Annotated in this window: 17 protein-coding genes, 1 tRNA gene and 1 rRNA gene; 7 read left to right on the forward strand and 12 right to left on the reverse strand. The window is 48.2% G+C overall.

Annotated features, from left to right (window positions below):
- Positions 1 to 153: 153 nt before the first annotated feature.
- From B5F78_RS12510 to B5F78_RS12540, 7 genes are all read right to left on the reverse strand, one after another.
- A complete protein-coding gene (locus B5F78_RS12510) occupies positions 154 to 1,851 on the reverse strand; it encodes an alpha-amylase family glycosyl hydrolase (protein ID WP_087406862.1) in 1,698 nt (565 codons plus the stop codon).
- Positions 1,852 to 1,941: 90 nt separating this feature from the next.
- Positions 1,942 to 3,027 (reverse strand): HpaII family restriction endonuclease, encoded by a 1,086-nt coding sequence (locus tag B5F78_RS12515; RefSeq protein ID WP_087212401.1) that lies wholly within the window; start codon positions 3,025 to 3,027, stop codon positions 1,942 to 1,944.
- A 382-nt stretch (positions 3,028 to 3,409) separates the two neighbouring features.
- Complete coding sequence (locus tag B5F78_RS12520) at positions 3,410 to 4,093, reverse strand: FKBP-type peptidyl-prolyl cis-trans isomerase (RefSeq protein ID WP_087406868.1); 684 nt, start codon at positions 4,091 to 4,093, stop codon at positions 3,410 to 3,412.
- Between the two features lie 11 nt (positions 4,094 to 4,104).
- Positions 4,105 to 5,649: a glycine--tRNA ligase gene (locus tag B5F78_RS12525; protein WP_013617809.1), complete on the reverse strand. Its 1,545-nt coding sequence runs from the start codon at positions 5,647 to 5,649 to the stop codon at positions 4,105 to 4,107.
- Between the two features lie 123 nt (positions 5,650 to 5,772).
- Positions 5,773 to 5,967, reverse strand: coding sequence for a hypothetical protein (locus B5F78_RS12530; RefSeq protein WP_087249615.1), 195 nt, complete (start codon positions 5,965 to 5,967; stop codon positions 5,773 to 5,775).
- Between the two features lie 105 nt (positions 5,968 to 6,072).
- Complete coding sequence (locus B5F78_RS17305) at positions 6,073 to 6,228, reverse strand: hypothetical protein (RefSeq protein WP_162608546.1); 156 nt, start codon at positions 6,226 to 6,228, stop codon at positions 6,073 to 6,075.
- A 198-nt stretch (positions 6,229 to 6,426) separates the two neighbouring features.
- On the reverse strand, positions 6,427 to 6,750 hold the full coding sequence (locus B5F78_RS12540; protein WP_239473490.1) for a DUF6722 family protein: 324 nt from the start codon (positions 6,748 to 6,750) through the stop codon (positions 6,427 to 6,429).
- 12 nt (positions 6,751 to 6,762) lie between these two features.
- On the opposite strand from B5F78_RS12540, the gene B5F78_RS12545 reads away from it, so the two are divergent.
- Positions 6,763 to 8,112 carry an MATE family efflux transporter gene (locus B5F78_RS12545; RefSeq protein WP_022039399.1) on the forward strand — a complete coding sequence of 450 codons (1,350 nt, stop codon included), beginning with the start codon at positions 6,763 to 6,765 and terminating at the stop codon, positions 8,110 to 8,112.
- Here the strand turns inward: B5F78_RS12545 and B5F78_RS12550 are convergent.
- Positions 8,109 to 8,279, reverse strand: coding sequence for a hypothetical protein (locus tag B5F78_RS12550; protein ID WP_158098125.1), 171 nt, complete (start codon positions 8,277 to 8,279; stop codon positions 8,109 to 8,111). The genes B5F78_RS12545 and B5F78_RS12550 overlap by 4 nt on opposite strands.
- Positions 8,280 to 8,746: 467 nt before the next feature.
- On the opposite strand from B5F78_RS12550, the gene B5F78_RS12555 reads away from it, so the two are divergent.
- The 4 genes from B5F78_RS12555 to B5F78_RS12570 all read left to right on the forward strand — a co-directional run bounded on the left by B5F78_RS12555 (position 8,747) and on the right by B5F78_RS12570 (position 13,519).
- Entirely contained in the window at positions 8,747 to 11,386 is a 2,640-nt protein-coding gene (locus B5F78_RS12555) for a DNA gyrase/topoisomerase IV subunit A (protein WP_087212415.1), read from the forward strand.
- Entirely contained in the window at positions 11,383 to 12,300 is a 918-nt protein-coding gene (locus B5F78_RS12560; protein WP_087406864.1) for a DUF3316 domain-containing protein, read from the forward strand. The genes B5F78_RS12555 and B5F78_RS12560 overlap by 4 nt, the downstream gene beginning before the upstream one ends.
- Before the next feature lie 3 nt (positions 12,301 to 12,303).
- Positions 12,304 to 13,317 (forward strand): S41 family peptidase, encoded by a 1,014-nt coding sequence (locus B5F78_RS12565; protein WP_087406865.1) that lies wholly within the window; start codon positions 12,304 to 12,306, stop codon positions 13,315 to 13,317.
- Positions 13,318 to 13,437: 120 nt separating this feature from the next.
- Positions 13,438 to 13,519: transfer RNA gene (locus tag B5F78_RS12570), tRNA-Leu, on the forward strand.
- A gap of 8 nt (positions 13,520 to 13,527) precedes the next feature.
- Here the strand turns inward: B5F78_RS12570 and B5F78_RS12575 are convergent.
- Positions 13,528 to 14,946, reverse strand: a complete 1,419-nt coding sequence (locus tag B5F78_RS12575) for an ATP-dependent DNA helicase (protein ID WP_087406866.1) — start codon at positions 14,944 to 14,946, stop codon at positions 13,528 to 13,530.
- 100 nt (positions 14,947 to 15,046) lie between these two features.
- Here B5F78_RS12575 and B5F78_RS12580 point away from each other — a divergent pair, with 100 nt between their 5' ends.
- Entirely contained in the window at positions 15,047 to 15,874 is an 828-nt protein-coding gene (locus B5F78_RS12580) for a DUF3822 family protein (protein ID WP_087406867.1), read from the forward strand.
- Complete coding sequence (locus B5F78_RS12585) at positions 15,865 to 16,398, forward strand: RsmD family RNA methyltransferase (RefSeq protein ID WP_022039405.1); 534 nt, start codon at positions 15,865 to 15,867, stop codon at positions 16,396 to 16,398. Before B5F78_RS12580 ends, B5F78_RS12585 begins: the two co-directional genes overlap by 10 nt.
- Here B5F78_RS12585 and cls read toward each other — a convergent pair.
- From cls to rrf, 3 genes are all read right to left on the reverse strand, one after another.
- Complete coding sequence (gene cls, locus B5F78_RS12590) at positions 16,395 to 17,831, reverse strand: cardiolipin synthase (protein ID WP_087406871.1); 1,437 nt, start codon at positions 17,829 to 17,831, stop codon at positions 16,395 to 16,397. The genes B5F78_RS12585 and cls overlap by 4 nt on opposite strands.
- A 9-nt stretch (positions 17,832 to 17,840) precedes the next feature.
- On the reverse strand, positions 17,841 to 18,482 hold the full coding sequence (locus B5F78_RS12595; RefSeq protein WP_087213307.1) for a MarC family protein: 642 nt from the start codon (positions 18,480 to 18,482) through the stop codon (positions 17,841 to 17,843).
- 104 nt (positions 18,483 to 18,586) lie between these two features.
- A 5S ribosomal RNA gene (gene rrf, locus B5F78_RS12600) occupies positions 18,587 to 18,679 on the reverse strand; the annotation flags it as partial.

Genomic DNA, 18,679 nt, shown 5'->3' on the forward strand with positions numbered 1-18,679 from the left:
GTGTGCTTTGGGCGATTTTTTGGTTCTTTTCGCTCCTGTTCTTCGTCAGATAGCCCGCTATCTTCCTCATCACAGAAGCGAAAATGCCTCAAAAACTCATCCCAAATCAGCGCACGATAAATTCAAAACAGCTTCTACATTTGCCGCATAAATTCAAAAAGAAAGCTTCAGCATCTTCCCGCCCAGTGCCGGCACATCTATCGTGACCGCCTTATCAGGCATCCACGAGATGATTTCTTCCTTTCCGGTCAGCAGGTCAGTGACATTGCACCGTGCAAACGAAGGCAGATGAAGAAAATCGAATGCATGTTGCGGAATAGTCACACCGATATGCACGGGGATAGCCTCAAAGTTTGCCACAACCAGAATCACTTCCTTGCCATACTTGCGCAAGAATGCATACTGGCGGTGCTCGTTCATCAGCCAGCCGCCCTGATTGACATACATCAGGTCGAAGAAACTCCCCTTGGAAAGTGCAGCTTCTGTTTGACACAGGTTGAGCACATGTTGGTAATAGCGACGGATTTCCTTTTCTTTAGCGTTCAGCAAATGCAGGTTGTAACGCCCGTGATTGCTCCAACGGCGGATGCTGGGGATGCTCCAATAGTCGAATATCGTGGTGCGCCCGTCACGTCCGCTAAAGCCTTCCGAATCCATTCCTTCCTCACCCAATTCCTGCCCGAAATAAATCATCATCGGATTGGTGTTCATGCAAGCCGAAACCAGCAATGCCGGAAGCCCCTTGCGTGCATCGCCCGCAAAGAAATCGGAAGCGATACGCTGTTCGTCATGATTCTCCAGGAAGTTCAACATGTGCGGCTGGATGTCATTCACACACTGCCAACACCCGGTAATGGCGGTTGCCGATGTATATCCGCACACCAATGCACGCAAGGTATCATACAGCCCCACCTTATCATACAGATAATCGAAATGCCCTTTATAGATGTAATTACGGTATTCATCCGGATTGTATACCTCGGCAATAAAGACCAATGCCGGATAATGCGCCTTCACTTTCGGGATGACCCAGCCCCAAAACTCGCAAGGCACCATCTCTGCCATGTCGCACCGGAAACCGTCGATGCCTTTCGAAGCCCAAAACAACAGGATATCCAACATCTTGTGCCACGTGTCCGGCTCGGGATCGAAATGATTGCCCGTATTGCCTATGTAGTCTACACCATAGTTCAGTTTTACCGTTTCATACCAATCGGTCTTGTTGGGGTAAGCATCAAAACGGTCGTTGCCAGTAGCCTTGGCAGGCATCTCATCATACAATCCCTGCTCTTCATCATAAAAATCTATCTCACCGCCAAGATGGGCACCGGGAATATAATAAAAATTATTATCCGGAGCAAATGCCTTCGACGGGTCATCATCCTCACCCAGATCTTTCACACCTTCGGGCTTAGCTATCGAATGGTACTGACGCGCCACATGATTGGGGACAAAATCGATAATCACCTTCAACCCGTTTGTGTGCGAGCGTTGCACCAAAGCCTCAAACTCTTCCATGCGGCGGTCTACATGAACAGCCAAGTCCGGGTCTACATCGTAATAATCACGGATAGCATATGGCGAGCCCGCTTTTCCCTTCACTACTGCCGGATGGTTGCGCGGAATGCCGTAAGCCGAATAATCGGTCTGCGAAGCATGGGCGAGGATACCCGTGTACCAGATATGAGTAGCGCCCAGCTTCTTGATCTCGTGCAAGGCCTTGTTGGTAAAATCATCCATTTTTCCACACCCGTTTTCACTTAAGGTTCCATTTATCTTATTGCGGAGCCCTTTGTTTCCGAACAAACGGGTGAACACCTGATAAATAATCATTTTCCCTTCTTGTTCCATAGTCGTATTTTTTATTTACTAATGTACTACACTTGTGTGTTGTCTGTATTCAAAGATAAAATCCGTATAACCTGTAGCGGAAAGATTTCATCACCGTTTCGTCAGTCCTACTTTCAGATTCAGCTTAAAATAATACACACCGTTCTCACGCTCCAGATAGCCATACTTGTCTTTAGAGGTAGAACCTTTTTCCAGACGCGTATTGTAGAAAAGGAAGTCGGCAAATACCTGGCGGAAAGCCCGCTGGTAACAAAGCACATCTCCATTTCCCGTCACCAACAAGCATCCGTCGATAGCCGAATCGATGCCGTTGTATATCTTTGCCGGACGCATACCGGTAGCAACGGCAAGCAGGAATTCTTTTATCTTATAATCGTAGAAACCGTGCTTGACAATCAATTCATCCTTAATCTTCAGCGGGTTAAGCTGCCTGATGGCTTCTGTCAAATCGGATACCTTAGTCTTGCCCTCCAGCCACATCAGCCGGGTCATTTCACCCAACAAGCGTCCCATGTGCAGGTCTATCATCGAGAGGTTGCTGCGGAAAATCTTGTCAGCCACATCATTATACTTCAAGTTTCCTCCCATACGTTCTATCATCAGCATACGCCCCAATACATCTTCTTCCTCACCAAAGGCATTGATTTTTGCCACAGCAGGTACCGGAAACTTGATGCCAGTCTGCTCGAACTTGAAGTTTGCAGCCCTCCCACCGTCCAGCAAGGGATATAATGCTCCCAGCCTCGAACGCACACAGAAGCCCGTCAAGGGCGCGTCTTCACGATAGAACGCTACCTTAAAATCGGTACGGTCATCGGTTTTGGCTTCCAGATTGTATATCGCCACTTCGTCCAAGAAGCCTTCCACTCCTTCGGGCGAGGCAACATCATCGGTTTCCGATTCACGCAAAGCCTGTAATACCAGTTCCGATACCGTAGCAAAATCTTCCCTCGGAACGCGCTTATCCATTTGTTCTCCACATATCCTCACTTCATTCTTCCCGATTACGTACCGGCGTGTCCCATCGTGTTCTTCACGTTGCACCATAGCCACCGGCAGGCACACAGCTTCATTCTGTTTCACATCCGGCGTACCGGCATACACCTGTCCGTCTGCCAGCAAACGGAAAAACGCATAGAGTTCACTCCATTCTTTCTTTGTCGCGTTAAATGCCATAGTCTTGTTATCTTCTTTTTATACTTTTACATCGGCAAAGATAACTAAAAAGCCTTTCAATATCCCTAATATCCGGCGCCGATATCTTAAACAATGTTATAAAACAGATATTTTCCTCTGGATTATTTGCAGATTCAATAAAAGTCCGTACATTTGCAATGTGTTTTTCATAGTATTAGATTTAAGGTTAACAAAAGGTTGGAGTACAGCGGTACTCCTTTTTTTATGTCCTTATGTTCCAAGACGAATCCGGAGCGGAATTTTTCACACAATATAATTCAAAAATAAGTATAAAAACAACATCGGAGATAAAGCTCTGTAACCAGCCTTATCTCCGATATTTGTTCTTTTATCATGCAATGCAGTGAGGTTATACCGCGGATTATTCGTCAACGGATACCTGATTTTCCGTTGCCAGAGAAATTGCTTTCCGGCTTCGGTCGTCCGGGCCTTTCGGATGTATCACCCTCTCCAGACGCATATCAAACGCCAATGTGGAATAACCGCGTATGTCTCCATATCCCGCCTCTCCGTATGCTAACTGATAGGGTATATAGACTTCCCAATGTTCGCCTTCTTGCATGTGAAGCAAAGCTGTGGCCCAACCTGTTATTACTCCGGTTGAATTTCCATAACTATCTGCGCCACAAACCACAAAGGAAACAGGTGTGTGAATTTCCGCGTTCCAATCTCCACTATAGCTTTGGTCGAACACTTCTCCGTTTATCAACCATCCGCGATAATGTACCGCTACCGTATCGGTTGCAAACGGTGTTTCACCTAATTCAGCATCCGCTTCCGTCAAATCCTTTACGTACACATAATCTGAGTTGGTCAGGGTTAAATCTGTACCCATTCCATCGTTCTGGATTTTATAGTTCGCATAACGGTACCATGTTTCTCCAGCAGGCGGATTGGCTACAACATCAGCAATGGAGTCTATATAAGCTACGTTGCGCGCTTCCCAATCGGCGTATGGGTCGGCGGTAGGTGTATCGTCGCTACACGAAGCAAAGACACACATTACCATACCGAGTATCCATAGCCTGACACAATATGTCTTCATCGACCTTTTCATTATTGCAAGGTTTTCAGCAGACTGGTGATGCTCACCTTGTCGGCGATAATATTGTTCAGGTCGGCAATAGCCACACGCTCCTGCTCCATCGTATCGCGGTTACGCAACGTCACGCAGTTGTCTTCCAGCGTCTGATGGTCTACCGTTACGCAATACGGCGTACCGATGGCATCCTGACGGCGGTAACGCTTGCCGATAGAGTCCTTCTCGTCGTACTGGCAATGGAAATGGAACTTCAAGTCGTCCATAATCTCGCGCGCCTTTTCGGGCAGCCCGTCTTTCTTCACCAACGGCATCACGGCAAGCTTCACCGGAGCCAGGGCGGCAGGGAGCTTCAACACCACGCGTGTCTCGCCGTTTTCCAGCTTCTCTTCCGTGTACGAAGCACTCATCACGCTCAGGAACATACGGTCTACGCCGATAGAAGTCTCGATGACATACGGAGTATAAGATTCGTTGATTTCGGGGTCGAAATACTTGATGCTCTTGCCCGAGAACTTCTCGTGCTGGCTCAGGTCGAAGTTGGTGCGCGAGTGGATGCCTTCCACTTCCTTGAACCCGAACGGCATCAGGAACTCGATGTCGGTAGCTGCATTGGCGTAATGCGCCAGCTTCTCGTGGTCGTGATAACGGTAATGGTCATCACCGAAGCCCAGCGCCTTGTGCCATTTCAGGCGGGTTTCCTTCCACTTCTTAAACCATTCCAGCTCGGTGCCCGGCTTAACGAAGAACTGCATTTCCATCTGTTCGAACTCGCGCATGCGGAAGATGAACTGGCGTGCCACGATTTCATTGCGGAACGCCTTGCCTATCTGGGCGATGCCGAAGGGGATTTTCATGCGCCCCGTCTTCTGCACGTTCAGATAGTTCACGAAAATACCTTGTGCGGTTTCCGGACGAAGGTAGACTTTCATCGAGCCATCGGCGGTAGAGCCCATTTCGGTAGAGAACATCAGGTTAAACTGGCGCACCTCGGTCCAGTTCTTCGTGCCCGAGATGGGACACACGATTTCTTCGTCCAGGATAATCTGGCGCAGCTCGTTCAGGTCCGGTCCGGCATTCATCGCCTGTGTATAGCGTTCGTGCAGGGCGTCACGCTTCGCCTGATGCTCCAGCACGCGTGCATTGGTCGAACGGAATTCCTGCTCGTCGAAAGCATCGCCGTATTTCTTGGCGGCCTTTGCCACCTCCTTGTTTATCTTTTCGTCGTATTTCGCAATCTGGTCTTCAATCAGCACATCGGCACGATAACGCTTTTTCGAGTCGCGGTTGTCGATAAGCGGGTCGTTAAATGCGTCTACGTGCCCCGAAGCCTTCCAGATAGTGGGGTGCATGAAGATTGCCGAATCGATTCCCACGATATTTTCGTGCAAGAGCACCATGCTCTGCCACCAGTATTGCTTGATGTTGTTTTTCAGTTCCACACCGTTCTGTCCATAGTCGTAAACGGCTCCCAGTCCGTCGTAAATTTCACTCGACGGAAACACAAAGCCATATTCCTTACAATGCGAAACCAATTTCTTGAAAACGTCTTCTTGTGCCATTTTTCTTTATCTTTAAATTATTAATTCCGAAACTCATAAATGCGCACAAAGATACGGATTTATCCATAAAAAAGAAGCACAAGTTTATTAATTTATGCGAATCAGGAACAAATCGCCCCGTTTTCATTCGGGCTTCTCGTGAAAGAGCTGCACCGCACGTGCAAACTCCCCACTGATTTGCACCGCCCGCGGATGGTCGATGCGGAACAAGAGGGCAACAATGTTCTCCACGCCTTCATCGTCCGTTATCGTCGAGCTTAAATAATTAAATGAGTATTTGCGGTCGTGTGTCACGCCGGATTTGTAATCCGGAACCATTAGCTGATGATGCGGATTGCAATTGGCTTCGCCGACCTACGGTTCCGCACGCAGAATTACGCTGGATTACAAATCCAGCGTGACAAAAAATCCAATGTCATCATATCACCACACATTAAAAGATGTCACATCCTCTCCCGTACGTTCCTTAATACGGTCGTGCATTTCTTTCTGTATGGTTTCAATAAGTACTTTTTTCTTCCTCCGGTGTTCCTCCAGCCTGCGCATCAGTTCCTCGCGGGTAAAAGCAGCCTGTTCCATAGTTTTATTCTTTTGGTTGAGGTCAAAGATAAGCAAAAGAATCCGTATAGCCCTCAAATCTTGCTTACTACACGCATTCATCCAATGCTTTTATGAGATTTTATGAGATTGCTGTTTCCGCAACTGATTCACTCCCCACATAATAATCCCTAAAGCTATCAATCCGAAAAAAGACAAAAACAAAATCAATTCCATAACTCATTTTTCTTTATTAGAATTTGCCAATAATATACATATAAGACCCGCAGCTACCGTCAATAAGACAACAACTGTTCCCAATCCGAACAACAAGGCACGATTTACGTCCAGTTTCATAATACCAGCCAAAACCACGCCACCAAAAACTAACTTAGAAATATCAATACAATATTTTCCAAGTTCGCCAAGCATCACTTGCTTATTTGTTTTCCTTTCATCCTCCATTTTTGCAAATATACACCTTTCTTCTGAAAGCGCCAATCTTTTTCTTCCTTTTTCAGTCCACCGTCCGCCAAATTCACTAAATTTGCACCGGCAATCCATGAAAAAACGGTTATGAAACACAAGCACATCGACAAATATACCCTGATGACCACCGCCCCCATCCCCCGGCTGATAGGGTCGCTTGCCATACCCACCATCGTCAGCATGCTGGTCACTTCATTCTACGTGATGATAGATACCTATTTCGTAGGGAAAATCAACACCCAGGCCACCGCCGCCGTAGGGATTTCCTTCTCGGTCATGGCTATCATACAGGCGTTCGGATTCTTCTTCGGACACGGGTCGGGCAATTTCATCTCGCGCCGGTTGGGGGCACGCGACTATCAAAGTGCCGAGAAAATGGCGGCAACGGGATTTTTCAGCGCCTTCATCATGGGATGCCTCATCACGCTTTTCGGGCTCCTGTTCCTGACCCCTATCTGCCGCATATTGGGCTCTACCCCCACTATCCTGCCCTATACCGAGACCTATCTGGGCATCATCCTGCTGGGAGCGCCCTTCATGGCATCGTCGCTGGTGCTGAACAACCAAATGCGCTTTCAGGGCAACGCCGCCTACGCCATGGTGGGCATCACCGCCGGCACGGTGCTCAACATCGGGCTGGCTCCGCTGTTCATCTTCGTATGCGGCATGGGCATCGCCGGAGCGGCATACGCCACGCTGTGCGGACAGGTGTGCAGCTTCGGCATCCTGCTCTACATGGACAGCCGGGGAGAAAACATCCGCATCCGCCTGAGCAACTTCACGCCACAACCAGCTTATTTCCGCGAAATCCTTTACGGAGGAAGCCCCTCGCTCTGCCGGCAGGGACTGGCAAGCCTTGCCGCCATCCTGCTCAACGTAGCCGCCGGACGGTATGGCGACGCCGCCATTGCGGGCATGTCTATCGTGGGACGTATCTGCATGTTCATCAACTCTTTCCTCATCGGTTTCGGCCAAGGCTTCCAGCCCGTATGCGGCTACAATTACGGCGCAGGTATCTACCCACGCGTACAACAAGGCTTCTGGTTCTGCGTAAAAGTAGGGGTAGTGTTTCTCACCCTCTGCTCAATTGTCGGCTACATCTACGCACCCGAAATCGTGGCATGGTTCCGCGAAGACGACGCCGAGGTAATCGCCGTAGGTGCGCGTGCCTTGCGCTGGCAGCTTATCACATTGCCATTGGGCACGTGGGTCATCCTTTGCAACATGCTGCTCCAAACCATCCGCAAGCCCGTACGTGCCGTGTTGCTTGCCTCCGCACGCCAAGGGCTGTTCTTCATCCCCTTTATCATCCTGCTACCCCACTGCTTAGGTCTGCAAGGGGTAGAGATGAGCCAGGCCGTAGCCGACTTCTGTTCGTTCATCTTCGCCCTGCCCGTAGCGATTCCGGTACTCCGCTCGTTACGGAAAACAGACTAAGAAGCTGTTTTGAATTTCTCCAAAAAGTTTTTCTTGGCTTGATGTATCCGTTTTCGTGTGTGCTTTGGGCGATTTTTTGGTCTTTTTCGCTCCTGTTCTTCGTCAGATAGCCCGCTATCTTCCTCATCACAGAAGCGAAAATGCCTCAAAAACTCATCCCAAATCATCGCACGATAAATTCAAAACAGCTTCTAACTGCGATAGGGAATATATATATTGCATGACACACGCACCTATCTGCACCGGGCTATGCACGTATATCCCCGGCACGATGCAGCTATATCCGATAAAAGCCGTTTTTGAAAGGGCCTTATCCCATTGCTATGCGTTACAATTGTTACAATTACAGTTAATGTAAAATGCTTTTTCAATCCCGGACAAAAAAAGAAATCCACCTATTAAAATTATATATTATATATATTTATATATAAATATATATAATATATAATTTATAACAAGTTTTTCCCGCTATCTGATTTTCAACTTACATCAACTGTAATTGTAACAATTGTAACGGTTGTAACTGTGCAACGGAGGCCCCTGTGCTTCTGCATCTCTGCGTTCCATTCCATTCATCAAAGCACTTGTTTTTTCCAATAATTATCCGTACATTTGCATCAAGCAGAAAACAATTATGAGCGACGACACATTAGACAAAAACGAAACAACGGATATACCTGAAAAAGAATCGGATACGAATTACAAGCCCGCCTCGCCGGCGGACAAGGCAGTGAAATACCAGCTGAGCGGAATGTATCAGAACTGGTTCCTCGACTATGCCTCGTACGTCATTCTGGAACGTGCCGTACCCCACATCAACGACGGACTGAAACCGGTGCAGCGGCGCATCCTGCACGCCATGAAACGGCTGGACGACGGACGCTACAACAAGGTGGCGAACATCGTGGGGCATACCATGCAGTTCCATCCGCACGGCGACGCTTCCATCGGCGACGCGCTGGTGCAGCTGGGGCAGAAAGACCTGCTCATCGATTGCCAGGGAAACTGGGGAAACATCCTCACGGGCGACGATGCAGCCGCCCCCCGATACATCGAAGCACGCTTGTCGAAATTCGCCCTCGACGTGGTGTTCAATCCCAAGACCACCGAATGGCAGGCCTCTTACGACGGGCGCAACCGCGAACCCGTAACCCTGCCGGTCAAGTTCCCCCTGTTGCTGGCACAGGGCGTAGAAGGCATCGCCGTAGGACTTTCATCGAAAATCCTGCCTCACAACTTCAATGAGTTATGCGATGCAGCCATCGCTTACCTGCACGGCGAAGAGTTCCACCTCTACCCCGACTTCCAGACCGGAGGGGCGGTAGACGTGTCGCGCTACAACGACGGCGAGCGGGGCGGAGTGGTGCGCGTACGTGCCAAGATATCGAAAATAGACAACAAGACACTCTGCATCAGCGAAATTCCCTACGGGAAAACCACATCGTCGCTCATCGACTCCATATTGAAAGCCGTAGAAAAAGGAAAAATCAAGGTGCGCAAGGTAGACGACAATACCGCCGACAAGGTGGAAATACTGGTACACCTCGCCCCCGGAGCCTCGTCGGACAAGACGCTGGACGCCCTTTATGCCTTTACGGATTGCGAAGTGAACATCTCGCCCAACTGCTGCGTCATCGAGGACAAGAAGCCGCATTTCCTCTCGGTAGGCACGGTGCTCCGCAAGTCGGTCGACCACACCCTCGGGCTCTTGCGCCGCGAACTGGAAATACAGCGCGACGAGACCCTGGAGACCCTGCACTTCGCCTCGCTGGAGAAAATCTTCATCGAAGAGCGCATCTACAAAGACCGCGGCTTCGAGCAAGCCGAAAACATGGACGCCGCCTGTGCCCACATCGACGAGCGGCTCACCCCGTTCTACCCCCAAATGGTGCGCGAAGTGACCAAGGATGACATCCTGCGCCTGATGGAAATCAAGATGGCACGCATCCTGAAGTTCAACAAAGACAAGGCGGACGAGAACATCGCCCGGCTGAAGGCGGACATCGAAGAGACCGAAAACCACCTGGCGCACATTACCGACTATACCATCGCCTGGTTCCGCCGCCTGAAAGAGAAATACGGAGCACAGTTCCCCCGCCGCACCGAGATACGAAACTTCGACACCATCGTAGCCACAAAAGTGGCGGAAGCCAACGAAAAACTCTACATCAACCGCGAGGAAGGCTTTATCGGCACGGGGCTGAAAAAGGACGAATTCGTGTGCAACTGTTCCGATATCGACGATGTAATCATCTTCTACCGCGACGGGAAATACAAGGTGGTGCGCGTACAGGACAAGCTCTTCGTAGGCAAGAACATCCTCTACGTCAACGTGTTCAAGAAGAACGACAAGCGTACTATCTACAACGTCATCTACCGCGACGGGAAAGACGGATACCACTACATCAAGCGTTTCAACGTGACTTCGATGATACGCGACCGCGAGTACGACGTGACGCAAGGCACACCGGGTTCGCGCATCGTCTACTTCACCGCCAACCCCAACGGCGAGGCGGAAACCGTGAAAGTGACCCTGCGCCCCAACCCGCGCATCAAGAAACTGGTGTTCGAACGCGACTTCAGCACCATCAACATCAAGGGCCGCCAGTCAATGGGCAATCTGCTCACTAAGTACGAGGTACACAAAATCGGGCTGAAACAACGCGGAGGCTCTACCCTGGGCGGACGCAAGGTGTGGTTCGACCACGATGTGTTACGCCTCAATTACGACGGGCGCGGACAATACTTAGGCGAGTTCCAAAGCGATGACCGCATCCTCGTGGTACATACAGACGGTGACTTCTATACTACCGACTTCGACCTGAACAACCATTACGACCCCGATATCCGGCTCATCGAAAAGTTTGATGCCGACAAGGTGTGGACCGCCGTGCTCTACGATGCCGACCAGCAGAACTACCCATACCTGAAACGCTTCTGCTTCGAGGCGACAAGCAAGCGCCAGAACTACTTGGGCGAGAACAAGCAAAACCGTTTGCTCCTGCTCAGCCCCGAAGCCTATCCGCGCATCCAGGTGGTATTCGGCGGACACGACGCGTTCCGGGAACCGCTGATAGTAGAAGCATCCGACTTTGTAGGCATAAAGAGCTACAAGGCTAAGGGCAAACGCCTCACCACCTACACCGTGGGCGAGGTAAACGAACTGGAACCTACCCGCATGCCGGAACCCGAAGAAGTTCCCGACACAGAAGATAACGGAACATCCGAAGACGAAAACGGACAAATGAACCTATTCGATAACGAAGAAGAATGAAAACATTGATTTATATCGAACACAGAGACACAAAGACACTGAGAATAAAAAATAAAGCCTCTGTGCCTCTGCGCCTCTGTGTTTTTATTCTGATAGTCTTAACCTGCCTTCCGACCCGTATCCAAGCGCAAGACTCCCTGCAAGCCACACGCCACGTGATGCGCTCGGTGATGATAGGAGCCGGACACAACAACACATTCGAAACCTATCTCTCGCCCTTGGAATACGAAGGCCCAGAAGTGCGCTTCGCCTACGAAACGATGCGGATGACCCGCCTGATGGACGGGAACGTTTCGGCGCAAAACCTGTTCCAGCTACATGCCTCGTACACCGAAAACATCTCGCAGACCAACCATACGTACGGCGGGCTGGTGAACTGGAGCTATGCCCTGCATTACCAGTTCCGCCCTGCCAAGGGACTGAAGATACTTTTCGGTCCGATGCTTGACCTGAACGCAGGCGTGGTATACAACCGGCGCAACTCGAACAACCCTGCCCAAGCAAAAGCCTACGGGGGCTTAGGGGCATCAGGGATGCTCATCTACCGGTTCCGCATCAAGAACTATCCGCTCACGGTACGCTGGCAAGCGAACCTGCCCCTGCTGGGCGTGATGTTCTCGCCTGAGTTCGGCGAATCGTATTACGAAATATTCTCGCTGGGCAACGGAGGACGGAACGTAGTGTTCACCTCCCTGCACAACAACCCGTCCCTGCGCCAGCTCCTTACCCTCGACTTCCCGGTAGAAAACACGGTGATGCGTGTGGGCTACGTATGCGACCTCCAGCAAGCAAAGGTAAACAACCTGAAAAGCCATACCTACTCGCACGACTTCATGATAGGCGTCGTGCGCAATCTGTACCTGTTCCATGGAAAGAAACACATGACCACGCCACCTAAAATAACTCCGTTTTAAACCATGAGAAAATATATCCTCTACCTATGCATCACCGTGCAGGCATTGTTCGCCTCCTGCATCCGCGAAGACATATCAGGCAATACGCCCGAGTCGAACTTCGAGTCTTTATGGAAAATCATTGACGAACAATATTGCTTTCTGGAATACAAGCACGAAGAATACGGGCTGGACTGGGACGAAGTGCACACCCGCTACGCCCAGCGCATCACGTCCGACATGACGTGGGAAAACCTCTACGAAGTGCTCTCGGACATGGTGAACGAGCTGAGAGACGGGCATGTCAACCTGTCCAGTTCCATCGGCACATCGCAATACCGCGCATGGTTTGACGCCTTCCCCCATAATTTCAATGACAGCATCCAGAGCAATTACCTGGGAAAAGACTATGTGAACTCGTCGGGCATTACCTGGTCGATACTGGAAAACAACATCGGCTACATCTATTGCGAAAGTTTCTCGAACGGCATTGGAGACGGAAATCTGGACCAGACCCTGAACTCGCTTGCCGTATGCGACGGACTGATTATAGATGTACGGGATAACGGAGGCGGAAACCTGACTACGGCACAAAAACTGGCGGCACGTTTCACCAACGAGCGGGTGCTTGTAGGCTATATGTACCACAAGACGGGACCTGCCCACGATGATTTTTCCAACCCCAAACCTGTCTACATCGAGCCTTCGGACGGCATCCGGTGGCAAAAGCCGGTGGTAGTGCTCACCAACCGCCGTGCCTATAGTGCCACCAACGATTTTGTGAACAGCATGAACCAGTTTCCCAATGTGACCCTTGTAGGTGACAAGACAGGCGGAGGCTCAGGGCTTCCCTTCTCGTCGGAAATCCCCTGCGGCTGGTCCATCCGTTTCTCTGCCAGCCCGATGCTCGACCCCGAAATGAACCATCTGGAATTTGGGATAGACCCTGATGTGAAAGTAGACATGACAAGCGAAGACATTGCCCAAGGGAAAGATACCATGATAGAAACGGCATGCCGGGTGCTGAAAGGACAATAAGGAAATGGTTTCCCGGAAACGGTTTCTATGCACCTCTGTAGTGAAATTTCACACAAAGATTTGGCGATTTCGAAAATAAGCCTTATCTTTGCACCCGCAATTCCATTTTAACATGGACATGCGCCCGTGGCGTAATTGGTAGCCGCGCCAGACTTAGGATCTGGTGTCGTGAGACGTGTAGGTTCGAGTCCTATCGGGCGCACTTCTTTTTTATTCCTTTTGGCTCTCAGGCCAGTTCACCAAATACAAAGTTCCTTTAGCACGCGTAATTGCCGTATAAAGCCAGCGGTAATAATCGGGCGAAACCATATCCTCGGTCAGATACCCCTGATCGATGAACACGTTTTGCCATTGCCCGCCCTGCGCTTTGTGGCACGTTACGGCGTATGCATACTTCACCTGCAAAGCGTTATACCACGGGTCTGCCTTTATCTTCTTCATCCGCCCCGCTTTCGTGGTAATATCCTGGTAATCTTCGAGCACGGCATGAAACAAACGGTCGGCATGCTCTTTGGGCAATGCCGGCGCATCGGTATGGAGCGTATCAAGCAGGATTTTCACCTCCAGCTCAATATCGTTGTAATCAGGAAACGCAAGAAGCACATCGGCAAAACGGAATCCATACATCTCGTGCACCCGGCGCACCCGGCGTACCACGGCTATATCCCCGTTGGCGATAAAATCCAGTTCCTTGACATCGGCTCCCCAAAAATAATTGTTCTTCGCCACCATCAGGATATCGCCCGCATTCAATTCATCCTCACGATAAAGAACCGTATTCCGTATTCCCTGGTTATAAAGGTTAGCCCGCTTGTTCGAACGGCAAATCACGATGGTTTCGTCCATTCCCTCGCGCCCATAACAGGTGTTGAGGGTCTCTATCAGTTCGCTCCCCGGCACCACACGCACATCGGGAAATCCCTCTACCCGTATGCGGGGAAGCTCTCCGGAAAACTCTTCCGCCATTTTCCGGCGCAGGCAAGTGGCATTGTACAAGATGCCCGACTCAGACTCCTGCCGGACTACTTGCGTCAGCTCCTGCTCTACGACCTCCAACCCATACCCTCTCAACACATCTGCCGAGAGTGCCGGACTCTCTTCTTCGCCTACAGGAGGCAGCTGGGCGGTGTCGCCCACCAACACCAACCTACACCCTTGCCCGCCATATACATATTGTATCAGGTCGTCCAGCAAGCGTCCGCTCCCGAACACGTTTCCCGACAAGCCCAGATTGGATATCATCGAGGCTTCGTCCACAATGAACAACGTGTGCTGGTGCAGATTGACATTCATCGTAAAATTATCCATCTCGTTCGAAAAAGTACGCTGGCGGTAAATACGCCGGTGGATGGTGTAAGCCGGATGTCCGGAGTGAAGCGCGAATACTTTGGCCGCCCGCCCCGTAGGAGCCAGCAATATACATTTCTGCTTCATCCCGTCGAGAGTTCTCACCAATGCACTTACCAGACTGGTTTTTCCTGTTCCGGCATATCCTTTCAACAAGAAAACGGTATCCGGTTGAGAGGAGAGAAGAAAATCAACGAACAAATTCATCGTTAATTCTTGCCCGGAAGTTGGCTTATTAAAGAAATTTTGCTTTATCTGATCCAATAATTTGATGTTCAGCATACTTATCCTATAAATTTTAGTAACTTTGTCCACTCTTAAAAACAGAAGTCATATTTTTATACACGAATATAAACCAAAAAACGCAAAAAGAAGAAAGAATATGCCAGAAAAAGATACCAACCAGACTCAACCGGAATTCCAAACTCTCTCTATCCGACTCAGTCCGGAGGGATTTTCTTTTGCAACCTATCATCCGGCAGATGCAAGCCGTATCTATTTCCAGCATACCGCAGTAAACGTGCAACGTTCGATGGCAGCCAATGTAAAAGGTTTCCTGTCTCAAACTCCTGAGCTGAACGTTATATACCATCAAACCAACATCCTGATACATACTTTACGGTATACTACCGTTCCCCTCGAACTCTTCGAAGACGAACAAATGGAAATGCTTTTCTACCAAAACGTACCCAAACAGAACAATGAAATCGTTTTATGCAACATCCTGGGCAACAGTAATGTGGTAGTATTGTTCTCTATTGACAAACTAACCCACGTATTTTTGTCCGAGCATTTTCCTCGTGCACGTTTTTTTGCTACAGTAAGCCCTCAGATAGAATACTTTACCAAAGAAAATCGTCAAAGACAAACACAGCAAATATATGCCAATATACATGCCGACAATATGGAAGTATTCTGTTTCTCTAACGGCAGATTACAACTTGCCAATACCTATCCGATAAGCACCAATGAAGACCGTTCGTATTACCTGCTGAATATCTGGAAACAATTAGACTATGATACAGAAAAAGATGAACTGCATCTCACAGGGCTTACGAAAGAGGAACTGCACGGACAAATTAGTTTCCTCCGACAATTCATCCGGAAAATATTCATAATCAACAACCCTCAGGCGGAACTCCAGCAGTCTTCCGACACTTCGCTGGAAACGATTCCGTTTGATATTCAATCTTTATTTATATGCGAGTAATCAGTGGAATCTACAAACACCGGAGGTTCGATGTGCCCCATACTTTCAAGGCTCGTCCTACTACCGATTTTGCCAAAGAAAACCTTTTCAATGTCTTAAACAATCATTTCGATTTCGAAAACAACGTAACGGCACTCGACCTGTTTGCAGGAACTGGAAGCATCAGTATTGAGCTTTTGTCAAGAGGATGCGACAAAGTCGTATCAGTAGAAAAAGACCCTCAACACTATGCCTTTATCTGCAAAATCATGAGCGATATAAAGACCGACAAATGCAAGACCATACGAGGTGACGTATTCAAATACATCAGTAAATGCAAGGAGCAATTCGATTTTATCTTTGCTGACCCTCCCTACGCTTTACCGGAATTAGAAAGCATCCCAGACAAGATATTCGAATACAATCTGCTCAAACCCGACGGACTTTTCGTTTTGGAACATGGAAAGAACCAGAACTTTGAAAGCCATCCGCACTTCACCGAACACCGGCACTATGGAAGCGTAAACTTCTCATTTTTCCACTAAAGCAAGGGAGCCAGCAAACGTACAACCGATTCGGTTATCTTATTCTTCCATGAACGCTGGCTCCATAACTTGCGCGACAAAAGCTGACAATGCTTTTGGTCGGCAAGAAACACTCCTTTCAGACGCAAAGCCATTTCAACATCATAAAAAAAGACATTCGCCTCAAAATTGTGCTCAAAACTCCGAAAATCCATATTGGTAGATCCGACCGATGAAAACTCATCATCCGACACCCATAGTTTGGAATGCAAAAAGCCCTTCCTATACAAATAAACCTTAACACCCGCGCGCATCAATTCATCCAAATAAGACAAAGACCCTTTATGAGTCAGATACGTATCCGCACGCTTAGGCAACATCACCCGTACATCCACCCCTGAAAGGGAAGCGGTCTGCAATGCCACCACCACTTCTTCTGTAGGAAGCAAATAAGGACTCTCAATATAAAAATACCGTTTGGAAGAACACAAAGCCTTGATAAGCCCTTGCATAATGTCGTGCCAATCTCCAACCGGTTCCGAAGTTACAATCTGCGCCACCACGTTGCCTTGCCATTCCATTTTCGGAAAATACTCAGAAGAAGTAAGTAACATCCGGTCCACAACAAACCAATCAGTCAAAAATGCCGTCTGCAAACCATATACAGCCTTTCCTTTGACACACACATGCGTATCACGCCAAATCCCCCACGAAAATCCACGCAAATAACGTTCGGCGATATTCATACCTCCGATAAATCCTACTTTCCCATCAATAATCGCTATCTTCCGGTGATTCCGATAATTAACCTTACTGGTAAAACGGGGAAAACGGACTTTCAGAAAACTCTGTACCTCAATTCCCTCACACATCATCTCATCATAAAACAAAGGATTTACTTTCCAACAACCCACATCATCGTACAGCAAGCGTATTTTCACTCCTTCACGTGCTTTATCTATCAGCAAATCCCGCAACAAACGTCCTACCGAATCGTCTTCAAAAATATAAAATTGGAGATGAATGTGGTGCTTTGCCTGACCAATTTCATGCATCAATGCCTGTAACATCGCATATCCATCTGTATAAACCGCTACTTGATTTCCATCAAACGGCAAAGCACTATTGATTTTCCGGAAAAAGGATATCAATGGATTTTTATTATTCAAGTCATAAAAAGCCTCTTGCGCCTGATATTCTGCCATCGGCCTTTTGTTCAAACGTGAATAGCCTTTCTTGCTTATCAACCTTTCCCGACGTGTACTTCTTCCAAAAAAGAAATAAAACACCAATCCTACCAGCGGCAAAAAGAAAAGCACAAGTATCCACGCCATGGTCTTTACCGGATTACGATTTTCTAGAATGACTACAAATATAGTAGTCACAATCACTGCCAGATAAAGAATCCGGAATATACTCCAGAGCACTTCACTCCAAACAATCGCATCCATCATAAAAAACACTTATAAAGAAGATTGAATGATATCTATCAAAATCGGTTTCATACCGCTCACAAAACATTCCACGGCAATCACCATCAATATAAGCCCCATCAAACGCATCATCACATTATTTCCAGTTTCTCCGATAACCTTGACTAGACGAGTTGACAAACAAAGTATAATGTAAGTCAATACATAGACAATAGCAATAACAGCCACTAACGTCACTTTTAATTCCCAACTATCTGCATCACTCATCATAATAATACCATTCGCTATAGCTCCAGGACCACACAGCATCGGAATAGACAAAGGAGTAATGGAAATATCATCAGCATACGTCTTAATTTCTTCATCTTTCAACTTCGTATTAGTATAACGGGCCTGCAACATGTCATACCCAATTTTCAAAATAATAATTCCGGCAGCTATACGAAATCCATTCGTTGAAATACCAAAGAACTTAAACAAGAACTGACCAAAAAAAGTAAATGCCATCAAAATTACAAAAGAAATAATAGTGGCACGTTTCACTATGTGTTTACGTTCTTTATCCTCCAGTCCATTAGTCATTGTCAAAAATACTGGCATAGTTCCTAATGGATTAGTTAATGTAAAAAAGGAAGTAAAACAAAGTAATGCAAAAGGCAGAATTGTATCCATATTAAAATTCAATAGTAAGTCTGGGCAAATATAAGAAAATAAATGCATAATCTCAAAAAAAGAAAAGGATCCTCCCCCGGTTTGATGTCCGGGGGAGAATCCCAAAACGGCGGCTACCTACTCTCCCACTGTTACGCAGTACCATCGGCGTGACGAAGCTTAACTTCTCTGTTCGGAATGGGAAGAGGTGGAACCTT

The sequence above is a fragment of the Bacteroides sp. An279 genome, assembly GCF_002159615.1.
Classification (GTDB): domain Bacteria; phylum Bacteroidota; class Bacteroidia; order Bacteroidales; family Bacteroidaceae; genus Phocaeicola; species Phocaeicola intestinalis.

What these genes read in the sequence shown, in the direction of transcription:
- B5F78_RS12595 (WP_087213307.1), bottom strand. Translation starts at nt 18,482, where the DNA reads ATGGATACAATTCTGCCTTTTGCATTACTTTGTTTTACTTCCTTTTTT.
- B5F78_RS12575 (WP_087406866.1), bottom strand. Translation starts at nt 14,946, where the DNA reads ATGCTGAACATCAAATTATTGGATCAGATAAAGCAAAATTTCTTTAAT.
- B5F78_RS12585 (WP_022039405.1), top strand. Translation starts at nt 15,865, where the DNA reads ATGCGAGTAATCAGTGGAATCTACAAACACCGGAGGTTCGATGTGCCC.
- B5F78_RS12545 (WP_022039399.1), top strand. Translation starts at nt 6,763, where the DNA reads ATGAAACACAAGCACATCGACAAATATACCCTGATGACCACCGCCCCC.
- B5F78_RS12550 (WP_158098125.1), bottom strand. Translation starts at nt 8,279, where the DNA reads ATGATTTGGGATGAGTTTTTGAGGCATTTTCGCTTCTGTGATGAGGAA.
- B5F78_RS12560 (WP_087406864.1), top strand. Translation starts at nt 11,383, where the DNA reads ATGAAAACATTGATTTATATCGAACACAGAGACACAAAGACACTGAGA.
- B5F78_RS12510 (WP_087406862.1), bottom strand. Translation starts at nt 1,851, where the DNA reads ATGGAACAAGAAGGGAAAATGATTATTTATCAGGTGTTCACCCGTTTG.
- B5F78_RS12555 (WP_087212415.1), top strand. Translation starts at nt 8,747, where the DNA reads ATGAGCGACGACACATTAGACAAAAACGAAACAACGGATATACCTGAA.
- B5F78_RS17305 (WP_162608546.1), bottom strand. Translation starts at nt 6,228, where the DNA reads ATGGAACAGGCTGCTTTTACCCGCGAGGAACTGATGCGCAGGCTGGAG.
- B5F78_RS12540 (WP_239473490.1), bottom strand. Translation starts at nt 6,750, where the DNA reads ATGGATTGCCGGTGCAAATTTAGTGAATTTGGCGGACGGTGGACTGAA.
- B5F78_RS12520 (WP_087406868.1), bottom strand. Translation starts at nt 4,093, where the DNA reads ATGAAGACATATTGTGTCAGGCTATGGATACTCGGTATGGTAATGTGT.
- B5F78_RS12525 (WP_013617809.1), bottom strand. Translation starts at nt 5,649, where the DNA reads ATGGCACAAGAAGACGTTTTCAAGAAATTGGTTTCGCATTGTAAGGAA.
- B5F78_RS12565 (WP_087406865.1), top strand. Translation starts at nt 12,304, where the DNA reads ATGAGAAAATATATCCTCTACCTATGCATCACCGTGCAGGCATTGTTC.
- B5F78_RS12530 (WP_087249615.1), bottom strand. Translation starts at nt 5,967, where the DNA reads ATGGTTCCGGATTACAAATCCGGCGTGACACACGACCGCAAATACTCA.
- B5F78_RS12515 (WP_087212401.1), bottom strand. Translation starts at nt 3,027, where the DNA reads ATGGCATTTAACGCGACAAAGAAAGAATGGAGTGAACTCTATGCGTTT.
- cls (WP_087406871.1), bottom strand. Translation starts at nt 17,831, where the DNA reads ATGATGGATGCGATTGTTTGGAGTGAAGTGCTCTGGAGTATATTCCGG.
- B5F78_RS12580 (WP_087406867.1), top strand. Translation starts at nt 15,047, where the DNA reads ATGCCAGAAAAAGATACCAACCAGACTCAACCGGAATTCCAAACTCTC.